32 protein-coding genes are annotated in these 25,853 nt (G+C 66.0%); 16 read left to right on the forward strand and 16 right to left on the reverse strand.

Annotated features, from left to right (window positions below; all coding sequences use genetic code 11):
- The first annotated feature begins 114 nt into the window (after positions 1-114).
- The 3 genes from arsC (at position 115) to HZY97_RS06415 (ending at position 2,657) form a co-directional block, all read left to right on the forward strand.
- Positions 115-453 carry an arsenate reductase (glutaredoxin) gene (gene arsC / locus HZY97_RS06405; RefSeq protein ID WP_180141831.1) on the forward strand — a complete coding sequence of 113 codons (339 nt, stop codon included), beginning with the start codon at positions 115-117 and terminating at the stop codon, positions 451-453.
- A 145-nt stretch (positions 454-598) separates the two neighbouring features.
- Positions 599-1,678, forward strand: coding sequence for a diguanylate cyclase (locus HZY97_RS06410; protein ID WP_180141833.1), 1,080 nt, complete (start codon positions 599-601; stop codon positions 1,676-1,678).
- 100 nt (positions 1,679-1,778) lie between these two features.
- On the forward strand, positions 1,779-2,657 hold the full coding sequence (locus tag HZY97_RS06415; RefSeq protein WP_373684309.1) for a GyrI-like domain-containing protein: 879 nt from the start codon (positions 1,779-1,781) through the stop codon (positions 2,655-2,657).
- On the opposite strand, the gene HZY97_RS06420 is transcribed toward HZY97_RS06415, so the two are convergent.
- Together HZY97_RS06420 and HZY97_RS06425 are read right to left on the reverse strand one after the other, a co-directional pair.
- Positions 2,639-3,202 (reverse strand): hypothetical protein, encoded by a 564-nt coding sequence (locus tag HZY97_RS06420; protein ID WP_180141835.1) that lies wholly within the window; start codon positions 3,200-3,202, stop codon positions 2,639-2,641. The genes HZY97_RS06415 and HZY97_RS06420 overlap by 19 nt on opposite strands.
- Before the next feature lie 3 nt (positions 3,203-3,205).
- On the reverse strand, positions 3,206-3,643 hold the full coding sequence (locus HZY97_RS06425; RefSeq protein ID WP_373684310.1) for a PAS domain-containing protein: 438 nt from the start codon (positions 3,641-3,643) through the stop codon (positions 3,206-3,208).
- 312 nt (positions 3,644-3,955) lie between these two features.
- Between HZY97_RS06425 and purL the strand changes: the two genes are divergently transcribed.
- From purL to bfr, 7 genes are all read left to right on the forward strand, one after another.
- Positions 3,956-6,175, forward strand: a complete 2,220-nt coding sequence (gene purL, locus HZY97_RS06430) for a phosphoribosylformylglycinamidine synthase subunit PurL (protein WP_180141837.1) — start codon at positions 3,956-3,958, stop codon at positions 6,173-6,175.
- A gap of 31 nt (positions 6,176-6,206) precedes the next feature.
- Positions 6,207-6,614 (forward strand): DUF3052 family protein, encoded by a 408-nt coding sequence (locus HZY97_RS06435; protein WP_180141839.1) that lies wholly within the window; start codon positions 6,207-6,209, stop codon positions 6,612-6,614.
- A gap of 56 nt (positions 6,615-6,670) precedes the next feature.
- On the forward strand, positions 6,671-7,345 hold the full coding sequence (locus HZY97_RS06440) for a nitroreductase family protein (protein WP_180141841.1): 675 nt from the start codon (positions 6,671-6,673) through the stop codon (positions 7,343-7,345).
- 31 nt (positions 7,346-7,376) lie between these two features.
- Positions 7,377-7,817, forward strand: a complete 441-nt coding sequence (locus tag HZY97_RS06445) for a hypothetical protein (RefSeq protein WP_180141843.1) — start codon at positions 7,377-7,379, stop codon at positions 7,815-7,817.
- Positions 7,818-9,065 carry a DUF418 domain-containing protein gene (locus HZY97_RS06450; RefSeq protein WP_180141845.1) on the forward strand — a complete coding sequence of 416 codons (1,248 nt, stop codon included), beginning with the start codon at positions 7,818-7,820 and terminating at the stop codon, positions 9,063-9,065.
- A 56-nt stretch (positions 9,066-9,121) separates the two neighbouring features.
- Entirely contained in the window at positions 9,122-9,292 is a 171-nt protein-coding gene (locus HZY97_RS06455) for a bacterioferritin-associated ferredoxin (RefSeq protein ID WP_180141847.1), read from the forward strand.
- A 106-nt stretch (positions 9,293-9,398) separates the two neighbouring features.
- Positions 9,399-9,881 (forward strand): bacterioferritin, encoded by a 483-nt coding sequence (gene bfr, locus HZY97_RS06460; protein WP_180141849.1) that lies wholly within the window; start codon positions 9,399-9,401, stop codon positions 9,879-9,881.
- A 350-nt stretch (positions 9,882-10,231) separates the two neighbouring features.
- Here the strand turns inward: bfr and HZY97_RS06465 are convergent, their stop codons facing one another.
- The 5 genes from HZY97_RS06465 to panB form a co-directional block, all read right to left on the reverse strand.
- The gene (locus tag HZY97_RS06465) at positions 10,232-10,642 is read right to left on the reverse strand and encodes an Hpt domain-containing protein (protein WP_180141851.1); all 411 of its coding nucleotides are present in this window, start codon (positions 10,640-10,642) and stop codon (positions 10,232-10,234) included.
- 123 nt (positions 10,643-10,765) lie between these two features.
- Positions 10,766-12,136: a ribosome biogenesis GTPase Der gene (gene der / locus HZY97_RS06470; RefSeq protein WP_180141853.1), complete on the reverse strand. Its 1,371-nt coding sequence runs from the start codon at positions 12,134-12,136 to the stop codon at positions 10,766-10,768.
- A 124-nt stretch (positions 12,137-12,260) separates the two neighbouring features.
- A complete protein-coding gene (locus tag HZY97_RS06475; RefSeq protein ID WP_180141855.1) occupies positions 12,261-13,583 on the reverse strand; it encodes a PQQ-like beta-propeller repeat protein in 1,323 nt (440 codons plus the stop codon).
- The gene (locus HZY97_RS06480) at positions 13,580-14,290 is read right to left on the reverse strand and encodes a tetratricopeptide repeat protein (protein ID WP_180141857.1); all 711 of its coding nucleotides are present in this window, start codon (positions 14,288-14,290) and stop codon (positions 13,580-13,582) included. The genes HZY97_RS06475 and HZY97_RS06480 overlap by 4 nt, the downstream gene beginning before the upstream one ends.
- A gap of 76 nt (positions 14,291-14,366) precedes the next feature.
- Positions 14,367-15,224, reverse strand: coding sequence for a 3-methyl-2-oxobutanoate hydroxymethyltransferase (panB, locus tag HZY97_RS06485; protein WP_180141859.1), 858 nt, complete (start codon positions 15,222-15,224; stop codon positions 14,367-14,369).
- Between the two features lie 124 nt (positions 15,225-15,348).
- Here panB and HZY97_RS06490 point away from each other — a divergent pair, with 124 nt between their 5' ends.
- From HZY97_RS06490 to HZY97_RS06505, 4 genes are all read left to right on the forward strand, one after another.
- A complete protein-coding gene (locus HZY97_RS06490; protein ID WP_180141861.1) occupies positions 15,349-15,765 on the forward strand; it encodes a hypothetical protein in 417 nt (138 codons plus the stop codon).
- Positions 15,766-15,768: 3 nt separating this feature from the next.
- Positions 15,769-16,191, forward strand: a complete 423-nt coding sequence (locus HZY97_RS06495) for a hypothetical protein (RefSeq protein ID WP_180141863.1) — start codon at positions 15,769-15,771, stop codon at positions 16,189-16,191.
- Entirely contained in the window at positions 16,184-16,390 is a 207-nt protein-coding gene (locus tag HZY97_RS06500) for a helix-turn-helix transcriptional regulator (RefSeq protein WP_180141865.1), read from the forward strand. The genes HZY97_RS06495 and HZY97_RS06500 overlap by 8 nt, the downstream gene beginning before the upstream one ends.
- 92 nt (positions 16,391-16,482) lie before the next feature.
- On the forward strand, positions 16,483-16,929 hold the full coding sequence (locus tag HZY97_RS06505) for a surface-adhesin E family protein (RefSeq protein ID WP_180141867.1): 447 nt from the start codon (positions 16,483-16,485) through the stop codon (positions 16,927-16,929).
- A 19-nt stretch (positions 16,930-16,948) separates the two neighbouring features.
- Here the strand turns inward: HZY97_RS06505 and HZY97_RS06510 are convergent, their stop codons facing one another.
- Positions 16,949-17,296 carry an ArsC family reductase gene (locus tag HZY97_RS06510; RefSeq protein WP_180141869.1) on the reverse strand — a complete coding sequence of 116 codons (348 nt, stop codon included), beginning with the start codon at positions 17,294-17,296 and terminating at the stop codon, positions 16,949-16,951.
- A gap of 197 nt (positions 17,297-17,493) precedes the next feature.
- On the opposite strand from HZY97_RS06510, the gene HZY97_RS06515 reads away from it, so the two are divergent.
- Both HZY97_RS06515 and HZY97_RS06520 read left to right on the forward strand, forming a co-directional pair.
- Entirely contained in the window at positions 17,494-18,927 is a 1,434-nt protein-coding gene (locus tag HZY97_RS06515; protein WP_180141871.1) for a hypothetical protein, read from the forward strand.
- A gap of 16 nt (positions 18,928-18,943) precedes the next feature.
- Positions 18,944-19,354 (forward strand): DUF1801 domain-containing protein, encoded by a 411-nt coding sequence (locus HZY97_RS06520; RefSeq protein ID WP_257214940.1) that lies wholly within the window; start codon positions 18,944-18,946, stop codon positions 19,352-19,354.
- Here the strand turns inward: HZY97_RS06520 and HZY97_RS06525 are convergent.
- From HZY97_RS06525 to HZY97_RS06560, 8 genes are all read right to left on the reverse strand, one after another.
- A complete protein-coding gene (locus HZY97_RS06525; RefSeq protein ID WP_180141875.1) occupies positions 19,351-19,761 on the reverse strand; it encodes a GNAT family acetyltransferase in 411 nt (136 codons plus the stop codon). The two genes, HZY97_RS06520 and HZY97_RS06525, sit on opposite strands and share 4 nt — an antisense overlap.
- Positions 19,758-20,012 (reverse strand): hypothetical protein, encoded by a 255-nt coding sequence (locus HZY97_RS06530; RefSeq protein ID WP_180141877.1) that lies wholly within the window; start codon positions 20,010-20,012, stop codon positions 19,758-19,760. The genes HZY97_RS06525 and HZY97_RS06530 overlap by 4 nt, the downstream gene beginning before the upstream one ends.
- Positions 20,009-20,635, reverse strand: coding sequence for a hypothetical protein (locus HZY97_RS06535; RefSeq protein WP_180141879.1), 627 nt, complete (start codon positions 20,633-20,635; stop codon positions 20,009-20,011). The genes HZY97_RS06530 and HZY97_RS06535 overlap by 4 nt, the downstream gene beginning before the upstream one ends.
- A 62-nt stretch (positions 20,636-20,697) precedes the next feature.
- Entirely contained in the window at positions 20,698-21,270 is a 573-nt protein-coding gene (locus HZY97_RS06540; protein WP_180141881.1) for a DNA-3-methyladenine glycosylase I, read from the reverse strand.
- Positions 21,267-22,445, reverse strand: coding sequence for a DNA glycosylase AlkZ-like family protein (locus HZY97_RS06545; protein ID WP_180141883.1), 1,179 nt, complete (start codon positions 22,443-22,445; stop codon positions 21,267-21,269). Before HZY97_RS06545 ends, HZY97_RS06540 begins: the two co-directional genes overlap by 4 nt.
- A 50-nt stretch (positions 22,446-22,495) precedes the next feature.
- A complete protein-coding gene (gene guaA, locus HZY97_RS06550; RefSeq protein ID WP_180141885.1) occupies positions 22,496-24,052 on the reverse strand; it encodes a glutamine-hydrolyzing GMP synthase in 1,557 nt (518 codons plus the stop codon).
- Between the two features lie 51 nt (positions 24,053-24,103).
- Positions 24,104-25,147 (reverse strand): serine hydrolase, encoded by a 1,044-nt coding sequence (locus HZY97_RS06555; protein ID WP_180141887.1) that lies wholly within the window; start codon positions 25,145-25,147, stop codon positions 24,104-24,106.
- 10 nt (positions 25,148-25,157) lie between these two features.
- A complete protein-coding gene (locus tag HZY97_RS06560; RefSeq protein WP_180141889.1) occupies positions 25,158-25,763 on the reverse strand; it encodes a hypothetical protein in 606 nt (201 codons plus the stop codon).
- Positions 25,764-25,853: the final 90 nt, after the last annotated feature.

Raw genomic sequence — 25,853 nt, forward strand, 5'->3', positions numbered from 1 at the left:
CGCAAAGCAGCGTGATTGAAGTGTGCGGCCCAAAGTCTATTTAGCCGGGATGCTGAATGCGCGCGGGGTGCCGGTCAATGGCCAAACCCGCGTTGGAACCGTTTCGGAGGCGACTTGAAGGCGACCATCTATCATAACCCGCGCTGCTCCAAGTCGCGCGAGGCCCTGGCGATCCTCAAGGAAACACCCGGCCTGGAGGTCGAGGTGATCGAATATCTCAAGGCGCCGCCGAGCCGCGAGACGCTGAAGGACCTGTTCCAGCGCGCCGGCATGACCGCGCGTGAAGGCCTGCGCATCGGCGAGGATGCCGCCAAGCCCTTGAAGGGCGCCGATGACGACGCGATCCTCGACGCGATGGCCGCCGATCCGATCCTGATCGAACGCGCGCTGGTCGTCACCGAAAAGGGCGTCCGCCTCGGCCGCCCGCCCGAAAAGGTCCGCGAGATCCTCTAGGGGCCCGCGCGCTACCCGATTTGGCGGTTTTGCCGGCCGCGGTAACCCGAAAATTAACGATCACAGCCGTAACAATCTTGCCGAAAGGGTGGGAAATGCGCGCTAGAGTCACGATCGTTGGTTTGCGGGTTATCGAGATGTCCGCATGAATGCGCCCATATCCCTCCACTCGCAGCTCGATCGCCTGACCTCGTGGTTCCGCCGCACCGACGCGATGCCCGATCGCGCCGCGCTCCATCGCCTGCGCTATGAGCAGATCGGCGCCTTGCTGTTCGAGCATGGCCTCGAGCCCAGCACGGCCAATTTCGACTTTGCCGGCCGCTTCCTCGACGGCCGCGAAGCCGCTCTGGTCGAGGCCGCGCAGGAGCTGATCGACACCAAGGGCGGCCTTACCGACCGCGATGTCGAGCGCATCCTCGAGCGCTGCGCGCCGGCAGACGCCTCCGACAAGCTCGACAAGCTCACCCGCGAGCTCGAAGCCAAGGTCGCCGAATGCCTCGGTGCCGTGGGCGAGGCCGCGACCTCGACCAGCGCCTATTCCACCGCGCTCGGCGAAGCCGCCGGCCAGATGGAGAGCGCGCCGGGCGAAACCTATCGCCGCCTGCTCGAAGTCACGCTCGAAGTCGCCGAGACCACCCGCAAGATCGGCGGCCGCCTGGAAAGCACCCGCGAGGACACCCGCCGCCTGCGCGCCGATCTCGAGCGCGCCGTGCGCGAGGCCGAGGAGGACCACCTCACCGGCCTGCCCAATCGCCGCGGCTTCTTCGCCCGGATGGAAGCGATGCTTGCCCGCACCGATGCCGCGCCCTTCGCGCTCGCGCTGTGCGACATCGACAATTTCAAGGCGGTCAATGATCGCCACGGCCACCACACCGGCGACCGCGTGCTGCGCTTCGTCGGCCGCACGCTGAGCGAGTTTCTCGGCCGGCGCGTGATGGTCGCGCGCTATGGCGGCGAGGAGTTCGTCTGCCTGTTCCAGGGCGCCGACGCCGAGGATGCCGCTGACACGCTCGACGCCTGCCGCGCCCAGCTGCGCGACCGGCTGCTGCGCGACCAGACCACCGACCTGCCGATCGGCCGGGTCAGCTTCTCCGCCGGCGTCACCAATGTACACGGCGACCCCGCCGACGCGCTGCGCATCGCCGACGAGCTGCTCTACGCGGCGAAGCACGCCGGCAAGGACCGCGTGGTGACGTCCACGACGCTGGTCGCCTCGGCGGCCTGAACCTCTACCTGCTCGCCGGGGAACAAGGTAACTCCGCAAGATCGGTCAGGCAGGCCCGCGCCACTTGCGGCATCCGCTCCCCTCAGGGAGACCAGGAACCGTGAAGCCAGACGCAAGCCAGCTCTATCTCGCCCGCATGGGCCGCGTGCTCGATCATATCGACGCGCAGCTCGACGGCGATCTCGGCACCGAGACGCTGGCGGCCGTCGCGGCCTTTTCGCGCTTCCATTTCCACCGCCAGTTCGCCGAACTCTTCGGGATCAGCGTCCACCGCTATGTCCAGCTCGCCCGCCTCAAACGGGCCTCGCTCGCCCTCGCCTATCGAACCGACCCGGTGCTCGACATCGCGCTCGATTCGGGGTTCGGCGGGCCGGAGGCCTTTGCGCGCGCGTTCCGGCAGCGGATCGGACAGAGCCCGAGCGCATTCCGAGCCGGCCCGGATTGGGCTCCCTGGACCGCGGCCCTCGCGCCGCTCGAACAGGCAAGGAGCCAGCACATGACGCCGACCTACACCGACGCCGATGTCCGCATCGTCGATTTCCCCGCCACGCCCGTCGCGCTGATCGAGCATCGCGGCGACCCGATGGCCATTGGCGACACGATCCGCCGCTTCATCGCCTGGCGCCGCGCCAACGGCCTGCCGCCCGCGAGAAGCGCGACCTTCAACATCCTCCACAATGATCCGGACAGCGTGCCGAGCGAAGAGCACCGCCTCGACATCGCCTGCGCCGCCGGCCGGGTGGCGCCCAACCACGACGGCGTAACCGAAGGCCTGATCCCTGCCGGCCGCTGCGCAGTGGTGCGGCTGACCGGCCCGGGCGACGACCTGCGCGCGCCGGCGCACTTCCTCTACGCCGACTGGCTGCCCCGCAGCGGCGAGGAACTCCGCGACTTCCCGATGTTCGCTGAGCGCGTGAAGTTTTTCCCCGACGTGCCGGCGAACGAAGCGGTGACGGAAATCTACCTGCCGCTCAACTGAGCCTGCCAGCAGCGCCATTCGCGCCAGAACCGGTAGATGCCCGCCACGATCAATCCCACATAGATCGCCCCGATGACCAGAAAGGCCATGTATTCCAAGCCGGAATAGGGGCCGGAATCGCGCCCAAGGCTCGTGAAGCCGCGCCACAAGAAGAAGGCCGCCATCACCAGCCATAACGAGAAGAAGACGAAGGAAGGCCGGGCCACCCCTTCGAACTTCTCCAGCATGCGCGTTTGCGCGGCCTTGCCGGGAAGATCGTCGGCATAGGTCAGTGTGGCGACCAGTGAGACATTCGCCACCACGGCGAGCGCGATCCCCAGGGCTTCGAGAACGTTGCCCTGGCGGATCAGCCAGAGGGGCAGCGCAATGCCCAGCGCGACCCAGCCGGTCCAGAGCAGCGGATTGGTCACGATCCGCCGCCGCTCAGCGGACAGTGCCTCAACTTCGGTGCGCTCGAAACGCACTGCGCCTTCCCGGACCCAATAAAGATAGGAGTCGCCCTCGGGTACGAAGCGGCTCAGGAACCAGCGCTCGAAGATCGCCATCGCCTACCCCCGTTTCAGATGCGTGATATCCTGCTTCAGTCCGTAGAGATACACTGCCCGCCCATCGCGCACCTCGACATCGGCGGTCACCCGCATCCAGCGGATCTCGCCGTCCGCGCGGCGGATCTCGGCATCGAAGGTGAAGCTGCCGCTGGTCGCGATCGCCTCGGAGCGAAGCCGCGCGAGTTCGGCCTGCGATTCGACGCTGTACATCGCGACAATATCGTCGCGGCGCACCGGCGCGTCGGGCGCCAGACCGAAGATCTCGAACACCCCGGGTGTCCAGCGCAGCGAATCGTCGGAAAGATCGCATTCCCAGGCGGCGGGCATCGGCGCGAGCACGGCAGGCTCGCCGGGCAGGATGTGCAGCTCGCGCGCCCAGCCCATCGGCACCCGCCCGGCGCTGGGTTCGGCGACCCGATCGATCCAATGACGCGCCACGCTACCAACCCCACTTCCACTCTACCCGCCTTGCTACGCCTCCCATGGTTAATGTCCAGACCGGACGCACTCCGACGAATCGGTCTTTTAATGTAGGATTTCATCTGCTTCGCTCCCCGGCGATGCCGATCCACCACCCTTCCCGCGTCACGCCGCCCGCAGGGCCGCCGGGGCTGCCCCGCGCGCGCGTGTCGTGACTTTCGTGACCTTCGGCGGCGCCTCGCCCGAAAGGCGAGTCAACGGAATCAACATTTTCGTATCGCACCCACTCGGGGGTGACGCAGCCGGAAGCCCTCGCTATGGGCTCCTGCCATGACCCAGATCACGCCTGAGACTGTCGCCGAGCACGGCTTCACCCCCGAGGAATATGAGCGCGTCCTGAAGGCGATGGGCCGCGAGCCCAATATCACCGAACTGGGCATCTTCTCGGTGATGTGGTCCGAGCATTGCAGCTACAAGTCGAGCCGCATCCACTTGAAGAAGCTCCCCACCACTGGTCCCCAGGTGATTTGCGGCCCCGGCGAGAATGCCGGCGTGGTCGACATCGGCGATGGCCAGGCGGCGATCTTCAAGATGGAGAGCCACAACCACCCGTCGTACATCGAGCCCTATCAGGGCGCGGCGACCGGCGTGGGCGGCATCCTGCGCGACGTGTTCACGATGGGCGCACGTCCAATCGCCAACATGAACGCGCTGCGCTTCGGCCGGCCCGATCACCCCAAGATGAAGCACCTCATCGCCGGCGTGGTCCATGGCATTGGCGGCTATGGCAATTGCGTGGGCGTCCCCACCGTCGGCGGCGAGGTCAATTTCCACAAGGCGTATGACGGCAACATCCTCGTCAATGCGATGACCGTCGGCATCGCCGATACCGACAAGATCTTCTATTCGGCGGCTTCGGGCGTCGGCAATCCGATCGTCTATGTCGGCTCGAAGACCGGCCGCGACGGCATCCACGGCGCGACCATGGCCTCGGCCGACTTCGGCGAGGATTCGGAAGAGAAGCGCCCCACCGTCCAGGTCGGCGATCCCTTCACCGAGAAGCTGCTGATCGAGGCGTGCCTCGAGCTGATGGCCTCGGACGCCATCGTCGCGATCCAGGACATGGGCGCCGCCGGCCTCACCTCCTCGTCGGTCGAGATGGCCAGCAAGGGCGGCGTCGGCATCGAGCTGATCATGGACGATGTGCCGCAGCGCGAAACCGGCATGACGCCGTACGAGATGATGCTGTCGGAGAGCCAGGAGCGCATGCTCATGGTCCTCAAGCCCGGCCGCGAGGATTTCGCCAAGGCGATCTTCACGAAGTGGGAGCTCGATTTCGCCGTCATCGGTCACGTCACCGATACCGGCCGCATGGTGCTCAAGTGGAAGGGCGATACCGTCGCCGACATCCCGCTCGCCCCGCTTGCGGACGAAGCCCCGCTCTACGACCGTCCGCATGTGCCGACGCCCAAGCCCGCAGAGCTCGAGAATGTGCCCGAGAGCAGTGACCCGGCCGCGGACCTGCTCAAGCTGGTCGGCACCCCGGACCTCGCTTCGCGTCGCTGGATCTGGGAGCAGTACGACCACATGGTCGGCGCCGACACCGTGCAGCGTCCGGGCGGCGATGCCGCGGTGGTCCGCGTCCATGAGAGCAACAAGGGCCTGGCGATCACCACCGATTGCACGCCGCGCTATTGCTTTGCCGATCCCGTAGAGGGCGGCAAGCAGGCGATTGCGGAGGCATGGCGCAACCTGTCGGCGGTCGGCGCGACCCCGCTGGCGGTGACCAACTGCCTCAACTTCGCCAATCCGCAGCGCCCCGAGATCATGGGCCAGATCGTCGGCTGCCTCGAAGGCATGTCGGAGGCCTGCCGTGCGCTCGACTTCCCGATCGTCTCGGGCAACGTCTCGCTCTACAACGAGTCCAAGGCCACCGGCGGCGGCTCGGCGATCCTGCCGACCCCGGCGATCGGCGCGATCGGCCTGCTCAAGGATTACACCAAGAGCGCGACCATCGCGTTCAAGGGCACCGGCGACATCATCCTCGCGGTCGGCGAGCGCTCGGGCCATCTCGGCCAGTCGCTGTGGCTGCGCGAGGTGCATGGCCGCGAAGAGGGTCCGCCCCCGGTCGTCGACCTGATGATGGAGCGCCGCACCGGCGCCTTCATCCGCTCGGCGATCAACACCGGCTGCATCACTGCCTGCCACGACGTCGCCGATGGCGGCCTGGCGATTGCACTTGCCGAGATGGCGATGGCCTCGGGCATTGGCGCGATCGTCGACCAGCCCCAGCCCTTCGGCATCGCCGGCTCGTTCTTCGGCGAGGATCAGGGCCTGTACGTCGTCACCGTGCGCGATGAGGCGCTCGCCGACTTCCTCGTCGCCGCCGACAAGGCCGGCCTCGTCGCCGATCCGATCGGCCGCACGATCAAGGACCGCATCATCTTCGAGCTCGAAGAGGGCGATTATTGCGTGACCTTGACCGATCTCAAGGCGGCGCATGAAGGTTTCTTCCCACAGCTGATGGGAGCAGACGCCGCCCTGGCATGAGGTTGGGCCGGCAATGGATGGAGGTCGCAGGATGACCGAAGGCTATTCCGGCACGCCGCTCGCACAGAAGCTGGGCCTGAAACCCGGCGTCCGGGCATGGTTCCACAACATGCCCGACCGCGTCCGCGCCGAGATCGATCCGGTGGCGCTGCAGGTCGAGGAATATGCCGCCGCTTCGAACGGGCTCCAGGCCGCGCATATCTTCGTCACCGAGCGGGCGAAGCTTGAGCGCGAACTCGATGCGCTGCTGGCACTGATCGACCGGAGCGGCTTCATCTGGGTTTCCTGGCCAAAAAAAGCGGCCAGGATGGAAACCGATGTCACCGAAGACGTTATTCGCGAAATCGCGCTGCCCAAAGGGCTGGTCGATATCAAGGTTTGTGCGGTCGACGAAATATGGTCGGGCCTCAAGCTGGTGATCCGGAAGGAAAATCGCTGAGCACCTCAGGGGAAATGCGGAGTGCGGGGCGCGATCCCGCAATGTCATGCTTTGCCATGGCCGAACATGAGTCGCAGCCCTGGCAGCCTTATCCCGCGCTGACCGACGAAGCCCGGATAGAGCGCGCCCGCGCTTTCCTTGGCGAATTGGCCACCCGGCGGAGCTGCCGGGCGTTCAGCGACACGCCGGTGCCCCGCGAAGTGATCGAGGCCGCGTTGCTCGCCGCCGGCTCGGCCCCCAGCGGCGCCAACCGCCAGCCCTGGCATTTCAGTGTCATCGAATCGGCCGAGGCCAAGGCGGCGATCCGCGTCGCGGTCGAGGAGGAAGAGCGCCAATTCTATGCCGGGCTTGGCGGCACGGCATGGCTAGACGCCGTGAAACCGCTCGGCACCGCGGCCGACAAGCCCTATCTCGAGCTCGCCCCCTGGCTGATCGCAGTATTCGCCCAGCGCTATGCCGGCGTCGACGAGCGCGACGAGCAGCGCAACTACAACGTCACCGAAAGCGTCGGCATCGCGACCGGCCTGCTGCTCGCCACGCTTCATGCCGCCGGGGTCGCCACGCTGGTTCATACCCCGCACCCGATGCGCTTCCTCAACCGGGTCTGCCGCCGGCCCGATAATGAGCGCCCGGTGCTGCTGATCGTCGCCGGCCACCCGGCAGAGGGCGCCACCATCCCGACCGACATCGCCAGCAAGAAGCCGCTGGAGGAGATCAGCTCCTGGCTGTAGCCTGCCGCCAGGAGAGCGGGGAGCGCGGGACATGAATACTGGACGCCGGATCCTGTTGGCGACGCTGGTCGCAGGCACGCTCGACATCACCGCCGCCGCCCTGTTGGCGCTGCTCGCCGGCGGAGCGCCCGACAAGATGCTCCGCGGCGTGGCAAGCGGCCCCTTCGCCGACGCGAAGCACTGGGGCGCAGGCGGAGCGCTGTTGGGGCTGGCAGTCCACTTCGCCATCATGGCGGCGATGGCCGCGGTCTTCGTCCTCGCCGCCGACCGGTGGCCGGTACTCAAAACCCGCTGGCTCGCCGCCGGCATCGGCTATGGGCTGGCGACCTGGGCAGTGATGAACCTCGTCGTGCTGCCGCTGCGCTGGCCGGCGGTCTTCCCCCATCTCGACGCGCAGAGCGTGGCGACGTCGCTCTTCTGCCATATCGTGCTGGTGGGCCTGCCCATCGCCCGGATCGCGGCGCGGCGCTGAATGGAGCCTCCCGCCGCCCCGGCGCGGCTCGCCTCTCTCGACCTAGTGCGCGGCGTGGCGGTGCTCGGCATCCTGCTGCTCAACATCCTCGCCTTCGCCATGCCCGAGGCCGCTTATGTGAACCCACGGGCCTATGGCGGCTGGCACGGCGCCGATCTCGTCACCTGGGCAGTGAACTTCATCCTGTTCGACGGGCGGATGCGCGGGCTGTTCTCCTTCCTGTTCGGCGCCTCGATGCTGCTGGTGATCGAGCGGGCCGAGGCGACCGACCGCAGCCCCGCCGAAGTCCATTACCGCCGCATGGCCTGGCTGCTCGTATTCGGCCTCGCCCACCTGTTCCTCGTCTGGCACGGCGACATCCTCGCCCATTATGCGCTGATCGGCATGATCGCCTATGCGATGCGACACCTGCCGGTGCCGCGGCTGCTGGTGATGGGCACGATGCTGACCCTGCTCGGCGCCGTCCTGTTTGCGACCATCCCGCTCACCATCCTCCAGCTGCACGCCAACCCGGCAGCCGCCGCGCAACTCCACGACTATGCGCGGACCTTTGGCGTCCCTGCCCCGGCCGACATCGCCAGGGACCTCGCCCTGCACCGTGGCGGCTATGCGGCGATCCTCGCCGACCGGCTGCGGCAGGAGAGCGGCACGCTGTTCGGGCTGTTCGTCTTCTTCGGCCCCGAGACGCTGGGCTATATGCTGTTCGGCATGGCTGCGCTGCGCAGCGGGATGCTGCGGGGCGACTGGGCACCGGCACGCTATCGCCGCTGGCTGCTCGTCTGCTGGACGATCACCCTGCCCGCTTATGCCACGCTCGCCTGGGCACAATGGGCGTCGAGCTTCGACATCCGCATGGTCTCGGCAATGATGCCGCTGACCGCGCTGATCCGCCCGCCGATGATCGCCGGGTGGATATGCCTCATCCTGCTGCTCGCTCGTCCGGGAGGCGTCCTCGGCAACGCGCTTGCCGCCGCCGGGCGCATGGCCTTTACCAATTATCTGGCGACCAGCCTGATCTGCACCACGCTCTTCTACGGCTATGGGCTGGGCTGGTATGGGCAGTTGAGCCGCTGGCAGCTCTACCCGGTAGTTTTCACGATCTGGGCAGCGATGCTGCTCTGGTCCAGGCTTTGGCTCAGCGCTTTCCGATTCGGCCCGTTCGAGTGGCTTTGGCGCAGTCTCGCCCGCTGGAGCTTCCAGCCGATCCGCGGAAGCGCGCTAAGTAGTAATGCGAGTGCCTCGCAATAGTCTTGCGAATCAGTGTCAATAGCCCTACCTCTCGATTCGAGAGTCGTGAGGGTCTGATGGTCGTTTGCGTTTGCAATGCTCTGCGGGAACGGGATGTGCGCGAAGCCGCACGGGACGGCGCGACCAGCGCCTGCCAGGCCTATCGCGCGCTCGGTTGCCAGGCGAAGTGCGGACAATGCGTGCCATTCGCACGTGAGATCATCGCCGAGGAACGTGCTGCTGCGTAACAGTCGCAACAGCTAAAACCCGCAGAAATCAGCCATTTTCCGACTGTCCAACGCAGGTTTCTGCGCCTATTCTGCTGCCGAAATCAAATACGAACAGGTGGCGGCAATGAAGGGCGATCCGAAGGTCCTCGACTATCTCAACGAGGCGCTCAAGAACGAGCTGACCGCGATCAACCAATATTGGCTGCACTACCGGCTGCTCGACAATTGGGGCGTCACCAAGCTCGCCGAGCTCGAGCGCCACGAATCGATCGACGAGATGAAGCACGCCGACAAGCTGGCCGAGCGCATCCTGTTCCTCGACGGCCTGCCCAATTTCCAGCTGCTCGGGCGCCTGCGCATCGGCGAGACGGTCGAGGAGATCCTCAAGGCCGACCTGGCGGTGGAGATGGAGGCGATCCCGCTGCTGCGCGACGCGATCCAGCATTGCGAGAGCGTGCGCGATTATGTCTCGCGCGACCTGTTCGCCCATATCCTCGAAAGCGAGGAAGAGCATGTCGACACGCTGGAGAAGCAGTTCGACATGATCAGCCGCATGGGCATCGCCAACTATATCCAGCTCAACAGCGAGCCTGCAGAGGCCAGCTAGGCGCTTCCTACAGCCTAATCCGGGGCGACTCGGCAAAGTACATGAAGGACACGCCTGAAGTGGGTTTTCGCGGGGCTTAGGTTGACCCGATTCGGGGAAACGGGGCGCATCTCGTAACGATCTTGCGCGAGCGCGATCCTATATTTCCTACGGCGTCAAAGAGCGGCCGTGCCCTGGGGCCCGGCTGCATGAGCCAAACAGACGAAATCCTACATTGCAACCCTGTCGCCGTCCCGACGAAGGTGCGGGGGCGGAACCGCACGGGACCCCGGCTTTCGCCGGGATGACGGATATGGGTTCGGGCCCCCGGCGAGGCTTCGCCAGGGACAGCTTTATACGGAAAGTCGTTTTTAACCCGCGAGCGATCGGCGGCCGAACATCGGACGGCGTTCGACCAGCGGGTTCGATTCGCGCTCCAGCAGTCCAAGCGTCGCTTCGAAGAGCGGGCGCAGCGCCACGACATGCTCGAGAATGGTGGTCGGCGTGTCCTGACGCTCGATGCACAGGCGCGCGCTCATCTCGATCGTCTCGGCCAGGTCTGCCAGCGGATCGGCGCCGAACTGGCGCGCTTCGCCCTTCAGCGTATGCGCCGGGATCACCAGAGCCGCAGCATTCTGCCCGCGCATCGCTTCCTCGATTCGCGCGACCGACTTGACGCCGTCCTCGCGAAAATAGCCCAGAATCCGCACGAAATTGGCGCCGAGTTCGCTCCGCGCCTGCGAGAAGCTGTCCCAATTCACCAGCTGATCGTTGCCGGTCATCGTGTCATTCCCCTACTCCACCCCCAGAGCGATGAGGGCAATTTAGAGCCGGTGTGTAAACACGAGGTTGATTTGCGACAGGATCGTTACGGAAGCGATTTGATTCCCGATCCTTTTCGCGCCTCAGTCCTTGCTGTGATCGAACGGGTTCTTCGACGCACGCAGGCTGAGGCGTACCGGCACGGCGCCGAAATCGAACTCGCGGCGCAGGCCGTTGATCAGATAGCGCTGGTAGCTCATCGGCAGCAGATCGACGCGGGTGCCGAACAGCACGAAGCTGGGCGGGCGCGACTTGTTCTGGGTGACGTAGCGCGGCTTGATCCGCTTGCCGCCGGGCGCGGGCGGCGGGTTCGCTTCGATCGCGCGCTCGAACCAGCGATTGAGCTGGCCGGTCGAGACGCGGCGCGACCAGGCCTCGCGCGTCTCGAAGGCGACCTTGAGCAACGTATCGAGGCCCTTGCCGGTAGCGGCGGAGACAGTGAGCAGCGGCACGCCCTTCACCTGCGCCAGGCCTTCGTCGAGCGCCTTCTTCACGCCGTTGAACAGTCCCGAGGCATCCTCGGCCACGTCCCATTTGTTGAGCGCGATGATCAGTGCGCGGCCTTCCTGGAGCACGCGATCGGCGATCTTGAGGTCCTGGACCTCGAGCCCGCGCGTCGCATCGAGCAGCAGCACCACCACTTCGGCGAAGTCGATCGCGCGCAGCGTGTCCATGACCGATAGCTTTTCAAGCTTCTCCTCGACCTTCGCCTTCTTGCGCATTCCCGCGGTGTCGATCAGGCGAACCGGGCGCATATTGCCCTCGAAATCCTCCCACTCCCAATCGATCGAGATCGAATCGCGGGTGATCCCGGCCTCGGGCCCTGTGATCATCCGCTCTTCACCGAGGAAACGGTTGACCAGCGTCGACTTGCCCGCGTTCGGGCGACCGACGATCGCCAGCTTCAGCGGTGCATTGGGGTTGTCGGGATCCTCTTCCTCGACTTCCACGTCTTCGCGCTCGACATGCGGGAGCAGCATTTCGAACAGGTCGGCCATGCCCTCGCCATGCTCGGCGGAAAGCTGGACGGGATCGCCGAAGCCCAGCGCCAGCGCCTCGAGCACGCCGGTCTCGCCGGCGCGGCCCTCGGCCTTGTTGGCGACGAGGATGATCGGCCGGTCGGTCGAGCGCAGCCAGCGCGCAATCTCTTCGTCGAGCGGCGTCACGCCTGCGCGCGCATCCACCAGGAACAGCGCCACATCGGCGTCCTGCACCGCGGCCTCGGTCTGCTGGCGCATCCGGCCGGGCAGCGTCGCGGCGTCCTCGTCCTCATAGCCAGCGGTATCGAAGATGCGGAATTCGAGCCCGAGCAGGTTCGCCTCGCCCTCGCGCCGGTCGCGCGTCACCCCGGGCTGGTCATCGACCAGCGCAAGCCGCTTGCCGACAAGCCGATTGAACAGCGTCGATTTGCCGACATTGGGTCGGCCGATGATCGCGACGGTGGGCAGTGGCATAGGATGAAACTCTTCTCAGGCGGTGCGCCCAGCAAGGACGGCATGTAGCGCAAACGGGATATAGCGCAAAAAGCAACGGGCGGGGCCTTTCGACCCCGCCCGCCTGCCATGGCCGGGACTTCGATCAGCGGAACGCGGTCAGGCGCCCCTTGTCGTCCAGAATATACAGCGTGTTGTTGACCACTACCGGCTGCAGCGAGATCGGATCCTTGAGCTCGATCTTGGAGCTGATGCTGCCATCGGCGGGCGAGACGAAGAGCAGTTCGCCGCGCGTATTGCCCAGGATCAGCTTGCCGCCGGCCAGCACGGGGCCGACCCAGCCATAGGGATTCTTGGGCTTTTTCGGGTTCTTGTAATGCGTGAGCTGCGCGATCCAGCGAACCTTGCCGCTGGTGCGCGACAGGCACATCAGGCGCGCATCGTCGGTCACCACGAAGATCCACTCGCCGGCCACCCAGGGGGTGGAGATGCCGGCGATGTTCTGCTCCCACATGCGGTTGCCCGTGGCGATGTCCATCGCGACCATCCGGCCGCCCTGGCCCACCGCATAGACGCGGCCCTGATCGATCACCGGCTCGGCATCGATGTCGGACAGCGACGAGACCGAGGTGGTCATGCTGCTGCGCGATAGCACGTCGCTCCACAGCGACTGGCCGTTCTCATAGCGATAGGCGTTGAGCTCGCCCGACGAGAAGCCCGCGATCAGCGTGCCCTGCGCGGAGGCAGGCGCCGCGACGCCGAACACGCCCTGTGTCTCGAGGCTGGCCGAAGCCGTCCAGCTGACGTCGCCATTCTCCTGGCTCATCGCGAAGAGCTGGTTGTCCTGGGTAACGACATAGAGATTGCCATTGGCCAGCGACGGCGCACCGCGCAGCGGGCCGCCCGGGCGCTTGCGCCACAGCTCGGTGCCGTCGGCGATGTTGAGCGCAACCACGTCGCCCAAGCCGTTGGTGGCGAAGGCATGATCGCCCGAGATGCTGACGCCGCCGCCGAAGCGCGCCGTCTTGTTGCCATCGGCCTTGACGGTCGCGGCGGTCCAGAGCGGGGCACCGGTGTCGGCCGCCATCGCATGAACCACGCCGTCGGTATCCATCACGAACAGCTTGCCGCCCGCGATCACCGGAGTCGCGGCGAGCCGCTCCTTCTTGGAGGTCTTGGCGACGGTCTTTTCCCACAGGCGCGACGGCGTCGCCGAGAGCGCGAGATGGCCCATCGACTTGGAGGCGCTGCCGCCCGGCTGGCTCCATTCCTCGTTCACGGCCGCTTCGGGCACGATCACATCGACATTGGCCAGCGTCTTGTCGCTCGTGATGTCGTTCTCGGACATCAGGATGGGAACGCGTTCGCCGAGCACGGGCGTCTTCTTGCCCTGCCCCTTGAAGACCCCGCAGCCGCTAACCAGCGCGAGTGCCGCAAGGGCCCCAGCCACCCTCAGCTTATTGTTCATTGAGCCTGCTTTTCCTTCGACTGATCGAGGACGTCGATCCCCAATACGCTCGCCAGCTGAACCGCGCGTTGCCGCGTCGTCTCCGGCACATTCTCGCCGCCCTTTGCGATCTTCTCGAGCAGCTGGCCGGCCTCGGTACGCTTGCCGAGCTTGATCTGCGCCGCGGCGACCATCTCGCCGGCGCTGCCGAACCAGACCGATTCCGGCTTGGCCAGCGCCTGGAGGCGCGAGATCACCACTTCCGGCTTCAGCGTGTCATATTCCGCCACGGTCTGGCGGATCAGCGCATAGTCGCGGAAGGTCTTCGGATAGGCCGTGTTGGTGGCGACCGATGCGAACCTGGCCGCGGCGCCCTTCACGTCCTTCTTCTGCAGCGCGAGGTTGCCCTCGACGATCGTCGACATCGCGGCGAAGCCGTTATTGCCGCTCGCCGAAAGCTTGGCGAGATCGGGACCCGCCTTGTCGAGCTGGTTCTGCTCGATCTCGCGCAGTGCCGCGTCATATTGCTCGCCGCGCTTGCCCGCGGCGGAATCGGTCTGGTGCTGCCAGAACAGATAGCCGGCAAAGGCCAGCAGGGCGACGACGACCGCGCCGACGATCAGCTTGCCATGGCGCTGCCAGATGCTGAGCATCTGCGCGCGGCGATACTCCTCGTCGACTTCGCGCAGGAAGGCTTCGTCTGTCGTGCCGGAGGGGGGAAGCGCCAAAATCTACCTCATGCGTCTCTTGCGGGCGCGGACCTATAGCCGCGCCGTGCGGGAATCGATAGCGCTCGGTAGCCCGTCAATCCCGCGGCGCATAGACCTGATCGGGTCCCGGAAAGGACCGCGACCGAACATCGGCGGCATAGGTTTCAACCGCGGCGGAAATGCGGCCAGCCAGATCGTCGTATTTCTTCACGAAGCGCGCGGTGCGCTCGAACATGCCGAGCATGTCGTCGATCACCAGTACCTGGCCGTCGCAATCGGCCGAGGCGCCGATGCCGATCACCGGGCAGGAGACCGCGGCGGTGATCTCCTTCGCCAGCGTCTCGACCACGCCTTCGACCACGATGCCGAATGCGCCGGCCGCGGCGATCGCGCGGGCATCGTCGAGGATCTGGGCGTGCTCGGCGTTGCTGCGGCCGCGCGCGCCATAGCCGCCAAGCGCGTTGACCGCCTGGGGGGTGAGGCCAACATGGCCGACCACGGGAATGCCGCGCTTCGTGAGGAATTCCACCGTCGGCGCCAGCGTCTCGCCGCCTTCCAGCTTCACGCCGGCCGCCCCCGTCTCGGCCAGCACGCGCGACGCGGAGGCGAAGGCCTGTTCGGGGCTGCCCTCATAGCTGCCGAAGGGCATGTCGACGATCACCAGCGAATGCCAGCTACCACGCACCACCGCGGCACCGTGCGCGATCATCATCTCGAGCGTCACCGGCAGGGTCGATGGCAGGCCGTAGATCACCTGGGCGAGACTGTCGCCGACCAGCAGCACGTCGCAATGCGGATCGAGCAGCTGCGCCATCCGCGTCGTATATGCGGTGAGCATCACGATCGGGTCCTTGCCCTTGCGATCGCGGATTGCCGGGACGGTCAGGCGCTTCATCGGCGCCGGGGTCGGGTTTGCGCGGCTCGTGGCCGTGTCCATGGTGACGTGCGACATGGCCGGCTCTCTAGCGGCTCGAAGTGCCGCCCGCCAGCGTCGAGCCGCACCTTTGTTCGAATCGCTTGACTCAATGTTCGATATTTCTAACATGAAGGCATAAATATCGAACTTGAGGTGAAGCATGCCATTCAAGGAAAAGATCGCCTGGATCTCGGTGATCACGACGATTCTGGTGTGGGGCGGCTATTTCGGCTTCATGCTGGTGACCGGCGGCAAGCTGCACGGTGCAGTCTATTTCGGCGGGTTCATCGCCGCGGTGATCGCCCAGACGATCCTGATGATCGTCGCCGCGACTGTCACTGCGGTGCTCGCCCCCGCCGATGCGGGTGCCGGCAGCGACGAGCGCGACCGCGACATCGCGCGGCGTGCCTATGCGCTCGCCTATCCGGTGCTGATCGCGCTGGTGATCTGCGTCGCGGGAAGCGTCCATCTGGGCTTCGACAAGATCGACATGGCCTATGGGATCATGGGATCGATCGTGGTTGCCGAGATTGTCCACTATGCCGCGCAGATCGCCGGCTATCGTCGGGGGTATTGAGCCATGGCGTACCGCGAAAAGACCGCCTGGCTGACGCTGATATGCATGGCGATAGCCTATGGCATCTACTTTCCGATGATGGCGCTGCGGGAAAGCCCGCCCACGCTGATCAACATCCTGTGGACCTTCGGCATCATCGCCGGAACCCAGGCGGTGGCAGTGATCATCGGGCATATCGTCCTCGCCGCCCAAGCCCCGGGCGCCGCGGGCCGCCGCCCGGACGAACGCGACAGAGCGATCGCCCGGCGCGGCGCGTCCGCGGGCTATTATACGCTGATGGCCGGCACGATCCTGGTCGGCGTGGTGATGCCGTTCAGCGAGCCCGCGCCGAAGATCGTCAACACCGCGCTGCTCGCGATCGTGATCGCCGAGGCGGTGAACCATTTCCTCGTCCTGCTGAGCTATCGGAGGGGCTGGCATGGCTAAGGTGGTCAACCAGGTGCGCACTCTGCGCTTCCTCGCCGGCGAGATGACCCAGGCCGAGCTGGGCGAGAAGATCGGCCTCACCCGCCAGACGATCGCGGCGATCGAGCAGGGCAAATATTCGCCTTCGCTCGAGGCCGCGTTCCGCATCGCCCAGGTGTTCGGCAAGCCGTTGGAGGAAGTGTTCAGCTGGGAGGAATGAAGCGCAAGTGACCCAGTTCGGGTAGCTCGACACTTGCGCAGCCGCGAAGATCGCCGCTAGCGTGGTTACCGCCAGATTGGGGGAATCAGCACATGCGCCTAGCCTTGTTCGCACTCGCCGCACTTACCTTGCCGCACGCCGCTTCGGCGCAAAGCTGGCGCCTCGCCGCCTATTCGAACCAGGCGCCGCAAATGGCCTATTTCGTCGATGTCGATTCGGTGCGCCGCAACGGCAATGTCGTGACCTTCAAGCAGCAGACCATCTACGAGACGACGAGCCCGACGCGCGACTTCGATCGCTCGATGCTCACCCGCCAGGCGGACTGCTCGGCAATGACTTCGTTCATGCGTGACAGCAGCTTCTATGTGCGCGGTACCTATCTCGACACCGAGGCCGGCCCGAGCGACCCGACGCTCGCCAAGGCGGGCACCGTGCTGCTGACCATGCTCACCACGGTGTGCGGGCGCGGCAACTACTTCTCGGAAGTGGTCGCCAATCCGGAGATCTGGGTGCTCGAGAAGTTCCGCAAGGGCTTCTGATTTCCGGGGTTTCTGCGCCTCAGAGCAGCGCCTTGGCGTAACTCTCGGGCTTGAAGCCGACCAGGATGCCGCCGGGATATTCGAGCACCGGACGCTTGATCATCGAAGGCTGGGCCAGCATCAGCGCCGCCGCCTTGCCCGCGTCGATTCCTTCGCGATCGGCGTCGGGCAGCTTGCGGAAGGTGGTGCCGGCCCGGTTGAGCAGCACTTCCCAGCCGGCGATCCCGCTCCACCGCGCCAGCCGCGCTGCGTCGACGCCCTGCGTCTTATAGTCATGGAACGCATAGGCGACGCCGTGCTCATCCATCCACGTCCGCGCCTTCTTGATCGTGTCGCAATTCTTGATGCCGTACATGGTGATGGTCATCGCGCGTCCTTGACCGATTGGATTTCGGACCGTGGATAGCGCGGGACCGGCGGGAATGCAGCAGCGCTCTCGCCACCCCCCCGACATCACACCGGAACGGCCTGAAATCCGGCTGACCGATCGACAGGAATCGGGCAGAAGCCATTGCAATGGCTTCCAAACCTTGAGACCTTGGAGGACTAGAGGGGGATCTCATCATGCGTCGTCGCCATGCGCTCATACTCTCAGCCTTCCTGCCGCTATGGGCCTGTAGCGGCGGGGGCGGAGGCGGAACCGGCGGCGGGGGCGCGACGTCCGTCACGCCGACGCCAACACCGACCGCGACCTCCACGCCGACGCCGGCCAACGCGCAGTTCACCGTCGAGGCGGCCGGCGCGGTCGGCGGGTCGCTGGACCTCATCGTCGGCGAGGATGCGACGTCGTTGAGCGCGGACTCCTCCTCCTTCGCCACAGACATATTGGGCATGCTGCTCCCTGGGGTAACACACAGCCCCTATGGCGCAGGCGGCGGCATCCAGACGGCAGGATTTCCCGGGTTCAACTACAGCGCCGACTATGCCCTGCGCGCCTATGGCGTGGAAAACCCCACCCGCCTGTTCCGCGGCCTGATCGCCCCGCGCAAATCGACGGCCGTTTCACCGCTGACCTCGCTGATCGCAGAGGTACGCGACCAATCAGCGGTGAAGCGCGCACTGGGCCTTGGCGCCACGACGACCTTCCTCCTGCCGGCCGATATCGATCTCACCACCTATTCGGCGACGCAGGACGCGGCATCGAGCGCTCCCAAGTCGAAGCCCGGCCAGGTGCTCGCCGCCAATGTCCGGGTGCTGGCGCTGGCGCAGGCGGTGGAGGTCTTCGCGGCGGCGCCAGGCACGCCGCCGCAATTCGCCATCGACTTCTCCGTGCCGCGGACGATGAGCGCGCGGATCGCCGCCTATATAAAGGCGAATCCGACCGCGACACTGGACAGCCAGGCGGGGATCAGCGCCTTTCTCCGCTCGCTGCGCGCCGGCCTGTCGCCGGCCTATCGCGACGACATCTACGAGACCGCCGCTTCGTTGATCCATAATTTCGATCTTGCGACGCGCCTGGTCGATGACAATCCGGGCTTTGCGCCGCGCTTCGCGGTCGCGGTAATGGGAGCACTTCGTCCCCGCCTGGACGACCTGGCAGAGCGGAACAGCGCCGCCGCGGCAGCAAGCGGCGCGGTGTCCTTCCTCTATCTGATGGACGAGGCGAGCAGGAACTTCTCCGATCAACTCGCCTTCCCCACCGGCGCCTTTGTGCCGCTTTCCGACTTCTTCCGCCTCGACGCAGGCGGCACGCTGACCGTCTACAAGGACAATACGGCAGGCTTTGCCCCCGGCGGAGCCGTGCCGTCGCGGCCGAACATGACGTATAACGACCTCCTCTGGTCCAATCGCGCTCCGCAACGCCAATTGCCGGCGACGATCCGCAGCATTTCGGTCCCCGCCGGCTCGGCCGCGGCGATCGCGGCGGATCTCCAGGTGGACGGAAACGTCGTGGTGACAGCGAAGCCGGGCTTCACCGGCATCGCCTGGTATGATTATGTCAGCGCACTCGACACAGGGCAGGTCGAGACCGGACGGGTCTATTTGTTCGTTCGGTGAACCGTGGAGACGGGATTTGACTGAGCTCAAGCTGCTCTCCGGCGGCAATCCGCAGATCCCCAAGGGCGACGGCAACGCTCCGGTCCAGGCCTATATCGCCGCGATGCCGGGCTGGAAGCAGCGGATCGGCCGCGCGGTGGACGGTCTCGTCGCGCACACCGTGCCGGGCGTGCGCAAGGCGGTGAAATGGAACTCGCCTTTCTTCGGCGCACCCGACCAGGAGGGCTGGTTCCTCTCGTTTCATTGCTTCGACCGCTATGTGAAACTGACCTTCTTCCGCGGCACGTCGCTCGAACCGGTGCCGCCAGGCGCATCGAAGCAGAAGGAAGTGCGATACCTCGACATTCGCGAGGAGGACATCATCGACGCGGCGCAACTGGCGGACTGGATCCGGCAGGCGAGCGCGCTGCCAGGCGAGAAGCTCTAGTCCTTCAGGAAGCGCCCCAACGTCACCACGCCCTGCGGCTCCAGACCCAGCGCCGCATAGAAGCCCAGGGCCTCTGCATTGCTGTCGCGGACCATCAGCTGGATCTTCGGGCAGCCGCGTGCCCGGAGCCAATCTTCCGCCGCGACCATCAGCGTCCGTCCCAAGCCGGTGCGACGGGCGCTCTCGGCCACGGCAAGATAATAGACCCAGCCGCGATGCCCATCGTCGCCCAGCATCACGCTGCCGGTCAGCCCGGCCTCGCCCTCCGCCACGAGCACCGTCGAGGTGGCACCTTCAAGTGCCCGGGTGAAGTCCTGCGCGGGGTCATTCCAGGGCCGGGTGAGCCCGCAAGCGTGCCACAGCGCGATCACCACCGCCTGGTCCGCCGCCGTCGCCGCGCGGATCATGGCTTCGCCCGCGCGATGCGCCACAAGGTCACCGCGCCGATCAGCATCCACACCACATTGAGCGAGGCAGAGGGGATCGCGCCGTTCCAGCCGCTGTTGAGCACGAAGCAGGCGGCGCCGACAACGTTCATCCATTGATAGAGCCGCGACTGGCCGGTCAGCCGCCCCGAGGAGAGCAGCAGATAGGCCACCAATATCAGCCCTGCGCCGGTCCAGCCGACGATCTCGATCAGCAATCTGGTGGTAGTCATCGCGCGATGCAGGTCACGCCGGCCCAGAGATTGGTCACCTTGCCATCGGGCGCAGCCGAGCTGAGCAGGCCGGACATTTCACCCAAAGTGAACTCCTGCCCGATCGTCGTCTCGCCGACTTCGACCGGCCCGGCTACCTCGAGCGCCTTGCGCGTCATGCCGATGCCAATGCCGTTCCCGGTGGTGAACTTGCCGTTTTCACGCCCGTCCAGATCCCAGCCGGCGAACTTGCCGTCCTGGAAATAGAGCGAGAGCCCGTCGCGAAAGGCCGCATAGCCGAGCGAACCCGCGCCGCAATCCTGGTTCTCCGCCTGCTCGATCGGGCTACCGAGCGCGGCGCTGAGCATCTTCACTGCATCGGCCTTCGCCATGCCGAAGCTCACATGGCGCGAAGAGCCGTTGGGCAGCACGAGAGTCAGCTCGTCGGGCGCCAGATTGACGCCGAGGCCAGGCGTTTCCTCGCTCGCATTGGCGGCATTGGCCTCATGCGCGGGCGGCACGATGATCTCGGCAGCCTCATTGGCCACGGCCTTGTTCTCCACCGGCTTGCTGGCCGGATCGGGCGCGCAGGCAGCGAGCAGGCCCAGCGCAGCGAGCGCGCACGGCAGCAGCTTGTTCGTCATCATCATTCCCCTCGCCCCATCCACGGGCATTTTCTCACTATCGCGGGCCGCCCGCAATCACTTCAGGCGAGCGCAGCCACCGGTTCACGGCGAAAGCAGCCCTGCTGGTGGTCGTTGACCAGCCCCACCGCCTGCATCCAGGCATAGACGATCGTCGGCCCGACGAACTTGAAGCCCCGGCGCTTGAGCTCCTTCGAGATGGTTTCCGAAAGCGGCGTGGTGGCGACGAAGCCATGGCCGGGCGACTGGATCGGCGTGCCGTCCACGAACGCCCAGCAGAAGTCGGCAAAATCCTCGCCGCGGTCCATCATCTCGCACCAGATCTGCGCCCCTTTGATCGTTGCCTCGATCTTGGCGCGGGCGCGGACAATGCCGGGATTGGCCATCAGCCGCTCGACGTCCTCGGGCCCGAAGGCGGCGACCTTGCGCGGATCGAAGCCGGCAAAGGCTTCGCGGAACGCCTCGCGCTTGCGCAGGATGACGATCCAGGCGAGCCCGGCCTGGAAGCCCTCGAGCATCAAGGTTTCCCAGAGTTCACGGGCATCGCGCACGGGCACGCCCCATTCGGCGTCGTGATAGGTGCGGTTGAGTGGATCGCTGACCGCCCAGGCGCAGCGTTGCAGGTCGTCGGTCATTGGGCTCCCCTCACGGTCTCGCCGATGTGTAGCTCGCCAAGACCCAGCCATTCGGCCATGCGTTTGAGTTCGACCACCAGCCGCTCCTCCGTGTCGCCCGGCGCGTTCGGCTCCAGCGTGATGCGGTGCGCGAGCAGGCGGCCATTCTGGCGATCAGCCTTGAGATCGACCCGGGCGGTGAGCGCCTCGTCCATCAGGAAGGGTAGCACGAAATAGCCATGCGTGCGCTTGTCGGCGGGGACGTAGATCTCGATCCGGTAGCGGAAGTCGAACAGCCGTTCGGTGCGGCTGCGCTCCCAGACCAGCGGATCGAACGGCGCGAGCAGCGCATCGCCGGCTACCTTGCGCGGCAGCTTCGCATCGCGGTGGAGCCAGGCCTTTTGCCCCCAGCCCTGCACCTGCACCGGGATCAGCACGCCTTCCTCTTCCAGCTCGGGGATGGCGTGGTTGGCTTCCTCGGGCTTCAATCGGAAATAGTCGCGCAGGTCGGTGGCGGTGGCGACGCCGAGCGCGCGGGCGCCGCGTTCGATCAGCGCGCGCTGGGCAGACGCGGCATCGGGCGTGGGCAAGTCGTAGGTCGCGCGGGGGATTACCCGCTCGCTCAGGTCGTAGACGCGCTCGAAGCCGCCGCGCCGCGTCGCGGTGGTGATCTGGCCCGACCAGAACAGCCATTCGAGCGCAAGCTTGGTCTCGCTCCACTCCCACCAGCCGCTCTTCGAGCTGCCATTGTCGAAGTCGGAGGCGGCGAGCGGCCCCTCGGCGGCAATCCGATCTAGAACGGTCTTCGCTTCGTCCCGACGTTCGTGCGCGAACAGACGGAGCCCCTTCCAGCCGATCTCGCCGCGCTCCGCCCGCGCCATGCGCCAGCGGAAATAGGGGTAGAGGTCGAGCGGCAGCAGCGAAGCCTCGTGCGCCCAATATTCGAAGAGCTTGCGCCCGCGCTTCGGCCCCCAGGCATCTCGCTCGAGCAGGGCCCGGTCGTAGCAGCCGAGCCGCGAAAAGGCGGGCAGATAATGCATCCGCACCAGCACGTTGACACTGTCGATCTGGTGGAGCCCCAGCCTCTCGACCGTGCGGCGGAGATGCGGCGCCCCGACATTTGCCGGGTGCCGTACGCCGAAGCCCTGCGCCACGAGGAAGATGCGGCGAGCCTGTTTGAGGGAAAGGCGCGTCACTCTTTTCCCTCCAGGGCCCCGCGGAACATAACGGGTACCTTAGCGGGTTTTCATTCCCATTCAATCGTGCCGGGCGGCTTCGACGTATAGTCGTAAGTGACCCGGTTCACGCCGCGGACCTCGTTGATGATCCGGGTCGCGGCATGCGGCAGGAAGCCGGCGGGGAATTCGAAGGCCTCCGCGGTCATGCCGTCGATCGAAGTGACGGCGCGCAATGCGAGCACCGAATCATAGGTGCGGCCGTCGCCCATCACGCCGACCGAGCGCACCGGCAGCAGCACGGCAAAGGCCTGCCAAATCGCGTCGTAGAGCCCGGCGTTGCGGATCTCCTCGAGGTAGATCGCATCGGCCTTGCGCAGGATGTCGCAGCGCTCCTTGGTGACTTCGCCGGGGATGCGGATCGCCAGGCCCGGCCCCGGGAAGGGATGCCGGCCGACGAAGATCTCGGGCAGGCCGAGCTCGCGACCGAGCGCGCGGACTTCGTCCTTGAACAGCTCGCGCAGCGGCTCGACGAGCTTCATGTTCATCCGCTCGGGCAGGCCGCCAACATTGTGGTGGCTCTTGATCGTGACGGAAGGCCCGCCGGTGAAGCTGACGCTCTCGATCACATCGGGGTAGAGCGTGCCCTGCGCCAGGAAATCAGCGCCGCCGATCTTCTTCGCCTCGGCCTCGAACACATCGATGAAGGTCTTGCCGATGAATTTGCGCTTGGCTTCGGGATCGGTGACCTCGGCGAGGCCGCTCATGAACAATGTCTCGGCGTCCACATGGACGAGCGGGATGTTGTAGTGGTTGCGGAACAGGCTGACGACCTGATCGGCCTCGCCCGAGCGCATCAGCCCGTGATCGACGAACACACAGGTGAGCTGCTCGCCGATCGCCTCATGGATCAGCACTGCGGCAACCGCGCTGTCGACGCCGCCCGAAAGCCCGCAGATCACCTTGCCATTGCCGACCTGGGCGCGGATCTCGGCGATCTTGGCGGCGCGGAACTCGGCCATGGTCCAGTCGCCCTGCAGGCCGCAGACGTGGCGGACGAAATTGGCGAGCAGCCTGGCGCCGTCGGGCGTGTGAACCACTTCGGGGTGGAACTGCATCGCGTAATAGCGGCGCTCGTCGTCGGCGATCACGGCGAAAGGCGCACCCTGGCTGTGCGCGACCGGGCGGAAGCCGGGGGCGAGGTCGGTGACCTTGTCGCCATGGCTCATCCACACCTGGTGGTTCTCGCCCTCGTGCCACATGCCGTCGAACAGCACGCAGCCGTCATCGATCTCGATAAAGGCGCGGCCGAACTCGCCGCTGTCGCCGAGCTGCACCGTGCCGCCAAGCTGGTGCATCATCACCTGCTGGCCATAGCAGATGCCGAGCACCGGCAGGCCGGAGTCGAAGATCTCCTGCGGCACGCGCGGGCTGCCGTCTTCGAGGACAGAGGCCGGCGAGCCGGAGAGGATGATCCCCTTGGGCTGCATCCGGGCAAAGGCCTCGGCGGCGGTGGTGAAGGGCGCGATCTCGCTATAGACACCCGCTTCGCGCACGCGGCGCGCGATAAGCTGGGTAACCTGGCTACCGAAATCGACGATGAGGATGGAATCTGCATGCTGGTCCATGCCCAGCGCGCTTAGCCAGAACCGGCGCCGGGGGGAAGGGCGCGGGGAAGATTATTCCGGGGGCAGCGCCGCAATGCGGTTGGCGATCTCGCTAAGGCGTCCCTGCGCGGTGTCGCTAGCCTTGTTGGCGAGTAGGACCACCGCCAGTTTCTTCTCGGGCCAGACCATCATCACGCTGGCAAAACCCCAGGTGCCGCCGGAAGTGCGTAGCACCCGCCCGCCGTCCGGCAGTTGCGAGACGATCCAGGTGAGGCCGACCCAGGTCTGCTTGTCGAGCGTGAACCAGGTCCCCTTGTGACTGAGCGCCACCGCGGGATCGCTTTCGTCGAGCTGGAGCGCGGCGTAACGCAGCATGTCGGCGGCGGAGTAGCGATAGCCGAACTGGTCGCGGGGCAGCACCGCGGCCACCCTGCCCTCACTGTCATAGCCTGTGGCTACGCCCTTGGCGTCGAAACCGGACTCGATCTCGCGGGCGAGGATCTGGTCATACGGCATGCCGTAAATGCGTTCGAGCGCATAGATCAGCAGCTGCGCGGCAGTGTTGGAGTGCGCGACATTCTCGCCCGGCTTCGTCGCCGGCTTGAGCCCATGCAGGTCTGCGAGGAACCGTGCCTTGCCATAGGCCTTGAGCGCCTCGGCATGTTTGAACCGGCCGGGATCGGGATCGAGCTTCGAGAGATCGGGCAGATTGTCCGGCAGGCCCGAGGTCATGTTGGCCAGATGCAGCAGCCGCACCGGCTCACCTTCGAGCGCCAGTCCGGGATAATCGCCGTCGAGATATTTGCGGACGTCGTCGTTGAGGTCCGCCTTGCCCGCCAGCACCGCGCGGGCGAGCAGCAGGCCTGACATCGTCTTGGAGATCGATCCAATCTCGAACGCCGTGTCCTTCGTGGGGGCCGCCCCGCGCTTCACGCTCTCGCCAAAGCCGTAGAAATGTGTCCGGCCGTTCCACAGCACGCCGATCGACAGCCCAACGCCCTTCTCTTCGGCGAGGAACTTCGCACCTTCCGCCGCCGCTGCGGCATCGAGACCCTGCGCCGGCGCCGTCACCGGCGCCAGCACGAGCATCACCCCGATCAGGCAGCGCGGCAGCATGACTGCCGGCCTAAAGCGACTTGAGGTCGGCGATCGTCACAATGGGGTCGCTGCCACGCTTGAGCGCGCAGCGGAAACCATGCACCTGCTTGGTCGTGTCACGGTAGCTGTCCGCCAGCTCGACCTGGCCCTTGATCACCCAGCTCTTGCCGTTCCACACCGTGCTGGTGACCGAGGAGACCCGGGCGAGATGCGCATAGCGCTCCCCGAGGCTCTCGGCTTCCATCGCGCAGCGGTCCGCTGCGGCGTCTTCGTCGTACAGGCCGTCGAAGCGCGCCGAATCGGGTGCCGGCGTCTCGGCGATCGGACCGCTGCCGGGCTGGGCCGGCTCGGCATAGCGGCTGCCTTCGACCGGAGCAGTGTCGATCGGTGTGCGCGCCTCGGGCGGCGGCTCGTCTTCATAGGTTTCGGCGACCGGCGCCTTCTTCTTGCCGCTCGAGACAAGCGCGAGCAGACCGCCGACAACCAGGCCGCCGACGATCGCGTCGCCCACGTCGAACTTGTCCTCGTGGTGGCGCTTGCGCTCGGGGTGCCATTGCTGAGCTTGGGCCGGCATCGCCATGCCGGTCATCGCCATCACCGCGGCCGCGCCGCCAAGAAGCTTCAGAACAGTCATGCCGCCCTCCGTTACTTTCATGAAACGAGACCTATGCCTGCGAATCTGTCGCACGGCTGAACCGATTGCGACGGGGCGCTATTCTTCAGC

This window comes from Sphingomonas sp. R-74633 (genome assembly GCF_013416555.1).
In the GTDB taxonomy this organism is placed as follows: domain Bacteria; phylum Pseudomonadota; class Alphaproteobacteria; order Sphingomonadales; family Sphingomonadaceae; genus Sphingomonas.

What these genes read in the sequence shown, in the direction of transcription:
- HZY97_RS06445 (WP_180141843.1), top strand. Translation starts at nt 7,377, where the DNA reads ATGAATACTGGACGCCGGATCCTGTTGGCGACGCTGGTCGCAGGCACG.
- HZY97_RS06530 (WP_180141877.1), bottom strand. Translation starts at nt 20,012, where the DNA reads ATGACTACCACCAGATTGCTGATCGAGATCGTCGGCTGGACCGGCGCA.
- HZY97_RS06450 (WP_180141845.1), top strand. Translation starts at nt 7,818, where the DNA reads ATGGAGCCTCCCGCCGCCCCGGCGCGGCTCGCCTCTCTCGACCTAGTG.
- purL (WP_180141837.1), top strand. Translation starts at nt 3,956, where the DNA reads ATGACCCAGATCACGCCTGAGACTGTCGCCGAGCACGGCTTCACCCCC.
- HZY97_RS06540 (WP_180141881.1), bottom strand. Translation starts at nt 21,270, where the DNA reads ATGACCGACGACCTGCAACGCTGCGCCTGGGCGGTCAGCGATCCACTC.
- HZY97_RS06465 (WP_180141851.1), bottom strand. Translation starts at nt 10,642, where the DNA reads ATGACCGGCAACGATCAGCTGGTGAATTGGGACAGCTTCTCGCAGGCG.
- panB (WP_180141859.1), bottom strand. Translation starts at nt 15,224, where the DNA reads ATGTCGCACGTCACCATGGACACGGCCACGAGCCGCGCAAACCCGACC.
- HZY97_RS06505 (WP_180141867.1), top strand. Translation starts at nt 16,483, where the DNA reads ATGCGCCTAGCCTTGTTCGCACTCGCCGCACTTACCTTGCCGCACGCC.
- HZY97_RS06515 (WP_180141871.1), top strand. Translation starts at nt 17,494, where the DNA reads ATGCGTCGTCGCCATGCGCTCATACTCTCAGCCTTCCTGCCGCTATGG.
- HZY97_RS06420 (WP_180141835.1), bottom strand. Translation starts at nt 3,202, where the DNA reads ATGGCGATCTTCGAGCGCTGGTTCCTGAGCCGCTTCGTACCCGAGGGC.
- bfr (WP_180141849.1), top strand. Translation starts at nt 9,399, where the DNA reads ATGAAGGGCGATCCGAAGGTCCTCGACTATCTCAACGAGGCGCTCAAG.
- guaA (WP_180141885.1), bottom strand. Translation starts at nt 24,052, where the DNA reads ATGGACCAGCATGCAGATTCCATCCTCATCGTCGATTTCGGTAGCCAG.
- HZY97_RS06490 (WP_180141861.1), top strand. Translation starts at nt 15,349, where the DNA reads ATGCCATTCAAGGAAAAGATCGCCTGGATCTCGGTGATCACGACGATT.
- HZY97_RS06455 (WP_180141847.1), top strand. Translation starts at nt 9,122, where the DNA reads ATGGTCGTTTGCGTTTGCAATGCTCTGCGGGAACGGGATGTGCGCGAA.
- HZY97_RS06535 (WP_180141879.1), bottom strand. Translation starts at nt 20,635, where the DNA reads ATGACGAACAAGCTGCTGCCGTGCGCGCTCGCTGCGCTGGGCCTGCTC.
- der (WP_180141853.1), bottom strand. Translation starts at nt 12,136, where the DNA reads ATGCCACTGCCCACCGTCGCGATCATCGGCCGACCCAATGTCGGCAAA.
- HZY97_RS06495 (WP_180141863.1), top strand. Translation starts at nt 15,769, where the DNA reads ATGGCGTACCGCGAAAAGACCGCCTGGCTGACGCTGATATGCATGGCG.
- HZY97_RS06510 (WP_180141869.1), bottom strand. Translation starts at nt 17,296, where the DNA reads ATGACCATCACCATGTACGGCATCAAGAATTGCGACACGATCAAGAAG.
- HZY97_RS06560 (WP_180141889.1), bottom strand. Translation starts at nt 25,763, where the DNA reads ATGACTGTTCTGAAGCTTCTTGGCGGCGCGGCCGCGGTGATGGCGATG.
- HZY97_RS06440 (WP_180141841.1), top strand. Translation starts at nt 6,671, where the DNA reads ATGGCCGAACATGAGTCGCAGCCCTGGCAGCCTTATCCCGCGCTGACC.
- HZY97_RS06555 (WP_180141887.1), bottom strand. Translation starts at nt 25,147, where the DNA reads ATGCTGCCGCGCTGCCTGATCGGGGTGATGCTCGTGCTGGCGCCGGTG.
- HZY97_RS06435 (WP_180141839.1), top strand. Translation starts at nt 6,207, where the DNA reads ATGACCGAAGGCTATTCCGGCACGCCGCTCGCACAGAAGCTGGGCCTG.
- HZY97_RS06410 (WP_180141833.1), top strand. Translation starts at nt 599, where the DNA reads ATGAATGCGCCCATATCCCTCCACTCGCAGCTCGATCGCCTGACCTCG.
- HZY97_RS06500 (WP_180141865.1), top strand. Translation starts at nt 16,184, where the DNA reads ATGGCTAAGGTGGTCAACCAGGTGCGCACTCTGCGCTTCCTCGCCGGC.
- HZY97_RS06525 (WP_180141875.1), bottom strand. Translation starts at nt 19,761, where the DNA reads ATGATCCGCGCGGCGACGGCGGCGGACCAGGCGGTGGTGATCGCGCTG.
- HZY97_RS06475 (WP_180141855.1), bottom strand. Translation starts at nt 13,583, where the DNA reads ATGAACAATAAGCTGAGGGTGGCTGGGGCCCTTGCGGCACTCGCGCTG.